Origin of the sequence: Tsukamurella soli, from assembly GCF_039541155.1 — a bacterium.
Lineage (GTDB): Bacteria > Actinomycetota > Actinomycetes > Mycobacteriales > Mycobacteriaceae > Tsukamurella > Tsukamurella soli.
Window position 1 is genome coordinate 58,811 of sequence record NZ_BAABFR010000018.1, and the last position, 6,734, is coordinate 65,544.

Consider the following 6,734-nt stretch of genomic DNA (forward strand, 5'->3'; position numbering starts at 1 on the left):
ATCACCCGAAGATCAGCCCGAGAGATCCAGCCCGAGAGATGGAGTGCCCTATGACCCGCGCCGCCGGACGGCCCGAGGGGATCGACCTGTCCAACTGGCAGGAGCCGCAGAACGTGGGCTGGGCGTTCCAGCACATCCCCGACCTGATGCCGGTGGCGGAGATCCCCGGCGCCGGTCCCGCCGCGGCCGCCGCGCTGCCGGCGGGGCCCGCGGTCGATCTGTCCATCCCCGTCGGGCGCCTCGGCGCGGGCGTCGACACCGCTGCGGCGGTGCTCGACGACACGCACACCGACGGCTTCCTCGTGCTGCACGACGGGGCGGTGGTCGCCGAGCAGTACCGCGGGACGATGACGCCGGGCACCCGGCACCTGCTGATGTCGGTGTCGAAGTCGCTGCTCGGGTGCGTCGCGGGGATCCTGCGCGAACAGGGCCTGATCGACCCGGCGCGGGCCGTCACCGACTACCTGCCCGAGGTCGCGGGGTCCGGGTACGCCGGAGCGACGGTGCGGGACGTGCTCGATATGCGCACCGGCGTGCGGTTCAGCGAGGCATACACCGATCCCGATGCCGGTGTCCGCGTCATGGAGCGCTCGGCGGGGTGGGCGCCGCGCACCGACGCCGACCCGGCCGGCCTGTACGACTACATCACGGGGCTGCCTGCCGAGGGGCCGCACGGTGGCGGCTTCGTCTACCGCTCCATCGACACCGACCTGCTCGGGTGGCTGTGCGAGCGGGTCACGGGAATCCGTACTGCGCAACTGATCTCGGAACTCCTGTGGCGCCCGATGGGCGCCGAGGCCGATGCGTTCGTCACCGTCGACGCCCTCGGGAACGCGATGCACGACGGTGGGGTGTGTGCGACCCTGCGGGACCTCGCGCGGTTCGGCCGGCTGCTGTGTGACGACGGTGTCGCGGGCGGCCGGCAGGTGATTCCGGAGCGGTGGATCGCCGAGTCCTTCGACCCCGGCGCCGATGTGCGGGCGGCGTTCGCGGGCACCGCCAACGAGCCCGTGCTGCCCGGCGGCTGGTACCACAACCAGTTCTGGTTCGTCCGCCGCGGCGGCGCGAAGGTGTTGCTGTGCATGGGGATCCACGGCCAACTGGTGTACGTGCACCCCGGGGCGCGGACGGTGGCGGCCAAGCTGTCGAGCTGGCCGGACGCGCAGGACACCACGGCGTTGATCGACACGCTGCGCGCGTGCGGGTCGCTCGCGGAGGCGTTGTCCTCAGGGTAGAGCGGCCGCCGCGGCGGAGTGCTACTTCGTGCCGAAGATCCGGTCACCGGCGTCGCCGAGGCCGGGCAGGATGTACCCGTGCTCATCGAGGCACCGGTCGATCGCGGCGGTATAGATCGGTACGTCCGGGTGTGCGGCTCGCATCGCGGCGATGCCCTCGGGACAGGTGAGCAGGCACACGAACTTGATCGACTTGGGCCTGCATTCCTTGAGCCGGTCGACCGCCGCGATCGCCGAATGCCCGGTCGCCAGCATGGGGTCCACAACCACGACGTCGCGCTCGTCCAGGTCGCCGGGCATCTTGAAGTAGTACTCCACGGCTACCAGCGTCTTGGGGTCGCGATACAGCCCCACGTGGCCGACGCGGGCGCCGGGAACCACCTCGAGCATGCCGTCCAGGATCCCGGTGCCGGCGCGCAGGATCGACACGAACACCAGCTTCTTCCCGTCGATCACGTGACCGGTGGTGTGCTCGAGCGGCGTCTCGACGTCGATCTCCTGAGTAGGCATGTCACGCAGCACCTCATACGCCATGAGCATCGATATCTCGCCGACGAGGCGGCGGAAGCTGTTGGTGGAAGCATCCTTCCGGCGCATCAGGGTGAGCTTGTGCTGCACCAGCGGGTGGTCGATCAGGTGGACGTCGGGCATGGGATCCCCTTCGGTGGGTGCGGGCACGATCGGCGGACGGCAGGATTGGCGGCGCGGGGTCAGAAGACGGTGCCGTCGCTCGCGATGGTGAGCGGCGGTAGGCCGCCGCGCCACCGCCCGGCGAGTTCTCTTCCCGCGGCCCATGTCCCGCCCTCGAGGACGCAGGCGAGCGGCATCGCGTCGGCGGTCACCCCCAGACGGTCGCGGACGCGCGGGGCCAGCTCGTCCAGCAGCGCCACCGTCAGCGCCCGCCACTCGACGATCGCCTCGTCGGCGACGTCCCACCGGCGGGCGGCCAGCGCCGGATCCCGCAGCCGCAGTACGCCGGTGTCCAGCAGCAGGCCCCCGTTGCGGTACTCGGGCAGCCCGGTCAGCGCGTCGAGTCCGGTCACCGTGACACCGGCCCACAGCAGCGGCTCCAGCAGGGAGTAGGTCAGCCACTGCGACAGCTTGTGGAACGGCATCCAGCCGGCGGTCAGCCCGGGGCCGGGGACGGCGGAGTGCGGCCAGCAGTCGCCCACCGGGGCGCGCCCGCCGGCACCGTCGTCGATCACGTTGCCGGACGGCCAGATCGGCGACAGCGAGTCGAGCAGCGTCATCAGGATCGCGTGCGCCTGCACCGATCCGCCGGCGGCGGTGAGGGCGTCGAACAGCCCACCGGGGCGGCCGTCGGCACCGAACACTCAGCGCCGCGCCGCCACCGCGTCCCTGAGCCGGTGCAGCAGCGCGAGGCGGCCGTCCAACCCGACGAGCGGGTTCGCCGGCCCCACCTGGAAAGCCGCGGCCAGCCGGCCGGCGTCCAGGGTGCGCAACGCCGCGGCGTCGGCGCGCAGCGGCTGCCCCGGATCCGACGAGAAGAGTCCGGCGGTGAAGGCGTGCCAGCTCGCGACGGCCAGGCCCTCCGACCGGGCGATACGCCGCCCGTCCTCGGCGAACCGCCAATCGGGTCCCGCACCCGCGTCGAGCAGCACGCTGACCACGGCGAGATCGATCTGCGCCCGGGCGATCGCCCCGGTGTCCGCGCCGGACTGCGCGAGCCGATCGCCCAGCGCCGCGGTCCGATCCACACCGCCGGCCTCGAAGTGCCGCCACCGGCTGTGGTACGGGATGGCGAGGCCGGGGTAGCGCGTGCGCGTCACATCGGCGACGATCTGGGCGGCGGAGCCCAGCGCACCGTCGTCCACCAGGAACCAGCCGGACGCCCCGCCCCTGGCCCGCTCCAGGAGGGCCTGCGCGCGGCACCGGACGGCGGCCGTCGACGCCAGCGCCGTCGCGGCCCCCACGGCGGTCGAGGTGTCCGGACGGCGGACTGCGGATGCGGGGGATTCGGCGGAGGGACGGGTACGGGTCACGCGTCCAGGCTCCGCCCCTTGGCCTTGCGGAGCTCGTCGGCGTCGGGGACCGCGCCGGGCGTGAAGTAGCCGGCTGCGATCTTCGCGTCGATCTCCACCCGGGCGTCGGCCGGAATCAGGTCGTCGGGCAGGTCCACCCGTTCGCCCACCTCGATCCCCGAGCCGGTGATCGCGTCGTACTTCATATCGCTCATCGACACCAGACGATGGATCTTCTTGATACCCAACCACTGCAGGACGTCGGGCATGAGTTCCTGGAACCGCATGTCCTGCACACCCGCGACGCATTCGGTACGGGTGAAGTACATCTCGGCCGTGTCGCCGCCCTCCTGCCGCTTACGTGCGTTGTAGACGAGGAACTTGGTCACCTCGCCGAGCGCCCGACCCTCCTTGCGGGAGTACACGACCAGCCCCACCCCGCCGTTCTGCGCCCCCACGATGCACTCCTCGATCGCGTGCGTCAGGTACGGGCGGCAGGTACAGATGTCGGACCCGAACACGTCGGAGCCGTTGCACTCGTCGTGTACGCGGGCCGTGAGTTCCACGCGGGGGTCGGCCAGGTCCGCCGGGGTGCCGAAGATGTACACGGTCTGCCCGCCGATCGGCGGCAGGAACACCTCGAGGTCGCTGCGGGTCACCAGCTCCGGGTACATGCCGCCGGTCTCCTCGAAGAGCGCCCGACGCAGGTCGGCCTCGCTGCATCCGAACCGCTGGGCCACGCCCGGCAGGTACCACACCGGCTCGATCGCGGCCTTGGTGACGAGGGCCGCACCCGAGGGGAACAGCAGCCGGCCGTCGGGCACCAGCCGCCCCCGGGCCACGGCGTCCGCGATCTCCGGGACGATGACGTGCGCCTTGGTCACCGCGATCGTCGGCCGGATGTCCCGGCCCGCGGCGAGGTCGGCGGCGAACACGTCGGCCACCGTCGCGCCCCACGGGTCGAGGCTGACGATGGCGTCCGGCTCGCTCCACTGCGGGAAGGGCCCGACGGTGTCGGTCGGGGTCGTGTCGGTGAGGTCGGCGCGGTGCTGCCGGGACAGCTTCCCGGCCGCCACCGCCAGCGCCCGGTACACGCCGTACGAGCCGCTGTGGGTGCCGATCACGTTGCGGTCCGCCCGCGTCGTGGTGGTGCCGATCACCGGGCCCCGCTCCGCGGCCGTGGGCGCGCCCCAGTGGATCGGTGGCGCACCGGACCCACCGGAGTGCGAGGTCAAGCGGATGTGGCCGGTTGCCGCATCGGACATCTGAGCCTCCTCGTCGAGATCGAGTCGACGGCGCCGTTGCCGCGGTCCCGTCCGACCAGCGCACCGATCGGACGGGAAGGCCTCAGCCTAGCCAGCTCCGGCCGGTTTCGCGCGGGTTGTCGGTGCGGGCTCCGAGGCGGTACCGCTGCCTCGGGCGCCCCGTGCTCCCGTACTGCAGCTCCATCGCCAGTACTCCGGACCGGACGAGGTCGGCGAGGTAGCGGCGGGCGGTGCCGGCCGAGACCCCGACGCGCTCGGCGATCTCGTCGGCCAGCAGGGGACCGCCGGCGTCGGTGAGCGCGGCTACGACGCGCCGCTCGGTCACCGACACCGCGTCGTCGCGGCGAGCGGTCGGCGGGTCCGAGCGCAGCACCGATAGGGCCGCGTCGACCTGGGCCTGCGTCACCTGGGGTGCGTCCAGGATCCGCCGGTATGCCGTGTAGGCCGCGAGGCGCCGCGCGAGCTCGGCGTTGTCGAACGGCTTGATCAGATACACCAGCGCGCCCGCGGCGATCCCCGCGCGCACCGTCGACGAGTCGTTGGCGGCACCGAGAACGAAGGCATCGCACCGTATCTCACGCACCAGGTCGATGCCCGAACCGTCCGGCAGGTACACGTCGACGAGCGCCAGGTCGACCGGCGTGTCCGCGAGGACCGCGCGCGCCTCCGAGGCGGTGCGCGCCGAGCCGACCGCCGTCAGCCCCGCCATCGCGTCCACCACCCCCGCATGTAGGGCGGCGACGCGGAAGTCGTCGTCTACCACCAGGATCCGGACGTCTCGTGTCATCCTCGGACGCACCCGCCCACGTCCGCCGGCGGGGCAGCGAGGAGGCAGCCGGGGAGCGTCGCGACCACCGTGGTCGGCCCCTGCGCGCCGCCGCGGCAGGCGATCACGACGTCGCCGCCGGCCGACCGGGCCACCTGCCGGACGATCGCGAGGCCCATACCCCGGCCGCCCGGCACCGTCGACAGGCCGTGTGTGGTGACCCCCTCCGCGAACGGGTCGGCCACCGTGAATCCCCCGCCCGAATCCGATACCGCGATCACCAGTGTGTCGCCGTCGCGGAGCACGTCCAGCTCGACGGTCCCCCCGGGGCCGGACTCGCTCGCGGCGTCGATCGCGTTGTCGATCAGGTTGCCCGCCACCGTCGTGGCGTCCACCGTACGGGTCAGCGTGTCGACCAGCAGCGTGTCGGACCCGACGGTGAGCGCGACGCCCCGCTCGCGGGCCTGCGTGGCCTTGGCGGACACGAACGCCCGCAGATGCGGCTCCTGAAGGCCGGCGATCCCGGGCACCGGCGCGCCCGCACCGTCCAGGCCGGCCACCTCGTCGAGATACGCCAGCGCCTCGCCGGTCCGGTCCGCGCGCAGGAGTCCCGCCACGACGTGCATCCGGTTCGCGGACTCGTGTCGCTGAGCGCGCAGCGCGGAGCTCATCGCCTGGATCGAATCCATCTCGCGGGTCAGGGCTTCCACGTCGGTGCGGTCGGCCACGGTGAGCACCGTCCCGAGGTCTCGATCGCCCCGCCACACCCGTCGCGACGCCACCAATACGACCCGCTCGTTGACCGCCGCGGCGACGGGCGGGTCCGTCGGCTGGGCCGCGACGGCGGCCACCCGCGGCGTGAGCCCGAGCCAGGCGAGTGGGGTACCTGCGGGCGCAGCCACGCCGAGCAGCTCGCGTGCCCGCGGATTGATCACGCGGGCGACGCCGTCCGCGTCGACGGCGATCACGCCGTCCGATGCCGAGTGCAGCACCGCGTCCTGCTCGCGGATCAGCTCGGCCATCTCCTCGGGCTCGAGGCCGAGGGTGAGTCGCCGCCACCGTCGGGCCAGCAGGCCCGAGCCGGCCGCGCCCACGGCGAGCGAGGCCGCCACCAGCCCGAGCAGCAGCAGCAGGCTGCGCCGCGCCGCGGCGCCGACGGTGTCGGTGGACACCCCCACGCTCACCATGCCCACCACCGCGCCTTTCCCACCGAACACCGGGACCTTGGCGCGTACCGACCCGCCGAGCGTTCCCGTCTGCTCGGTCACCTCCTCGCGACCCGCGAGGGCGGCGGTCGGGTCGGTGCTGACACGGCTGCCGAGTTGCGACGGATCCGGGTGCGCCAGACGGAATCCCGCGTCGTCGGCGATCACCACGAACAGGACGTCGGTGCGGCGGGTGACGGCCACCGCCTGCTGCTGCACGGCCGCCGACGCCAGCTCCGTTGCCGACGGCGGCCGGCCCGCTCGGCGGGCGGCGGACTCCG

General features: G+C 73.0%; 5 protein-coding genes and 1 pseudogene. 1 reads left to right on the top strand and 5 read right to left on the bottom strand.

Annotated features, from left to right (window positions below):
- Positions 1–50: 50 nt before the first annotated feature.
- Positions 51–1,235, top strand: a complete 1,185-nt coding sequence (locus ABD908_RS08050; protein ID WP_344993451.1) for a serine hydrolase domain-containing protein — start codon at positions 51–53, stop codon at positions 1,233–1,235.
- A gap of 21 nt (positions 1,236–1,256) precedes the next feature.
- Here ABD908_RS08050 and upp read toward each other — a convergent pair whose 3' ends face one another.
- From upp to ABD908_RS08075, 5 genes and pseudogenes are all read right to left on the bottom strand, one after another.
- Positions 1,257–1,886, bottom strand: a complete 630-nt coding sequence (gene upp, locus ABD908_RS08055; RefSeq protein ID WP_344993453.1) for a uracil phosphoribosyltransferase — start codon at positions 1,884–1,886, stop codon at positions 1,257–1,259.
- A gap of 59 nt (positions 1,887–1,945) precedes the next feature.
- A pseudogene (locus tag ABD908_RS08060) lies at positions 1,946–3,238 on the bottom strand (URC4/urg3 family protein).
- Complete coding sequence (locus tag ABD908_RS08065; protein ID WP_344993455.1) at positions 3,235–4,482, bottom strand: GTP cyclohydrolase II; 1,248 nt, start codon at positions 4,480–4,482, stop codon at positions 3,235–3,237. The pseudogene ABD908_RS08060 and the gene ABD908_RS08065 overlap by 4 nt, the downstream one beginning before the upstream one ends.
- Before the next feature lie 82 nt (positions 4,483–4,564).
- Positions 4,565–5,269 carry a response regulator gene (locus ABD908_RS08070; RefSeq protein WP_344993458.1) on the bottom strand — a complete coding sequence of 235 codons (705 nt, stop codon included), beginning with the start codon at positions 5,267–5,269 and terminating at the stop codon, positions 4,565–4,567.
- On the bottom strand, positions 5,266–6,734 hold a 1,469-nt coding region (locus tag ABD908_RS08075), incomplete at its 5' end, for a sensor histidine kinase (protein ID WP_344993461.1). The genes ABD908_RS08070 and ABD908_RS08075, both read right to left, overlap by 4 nt.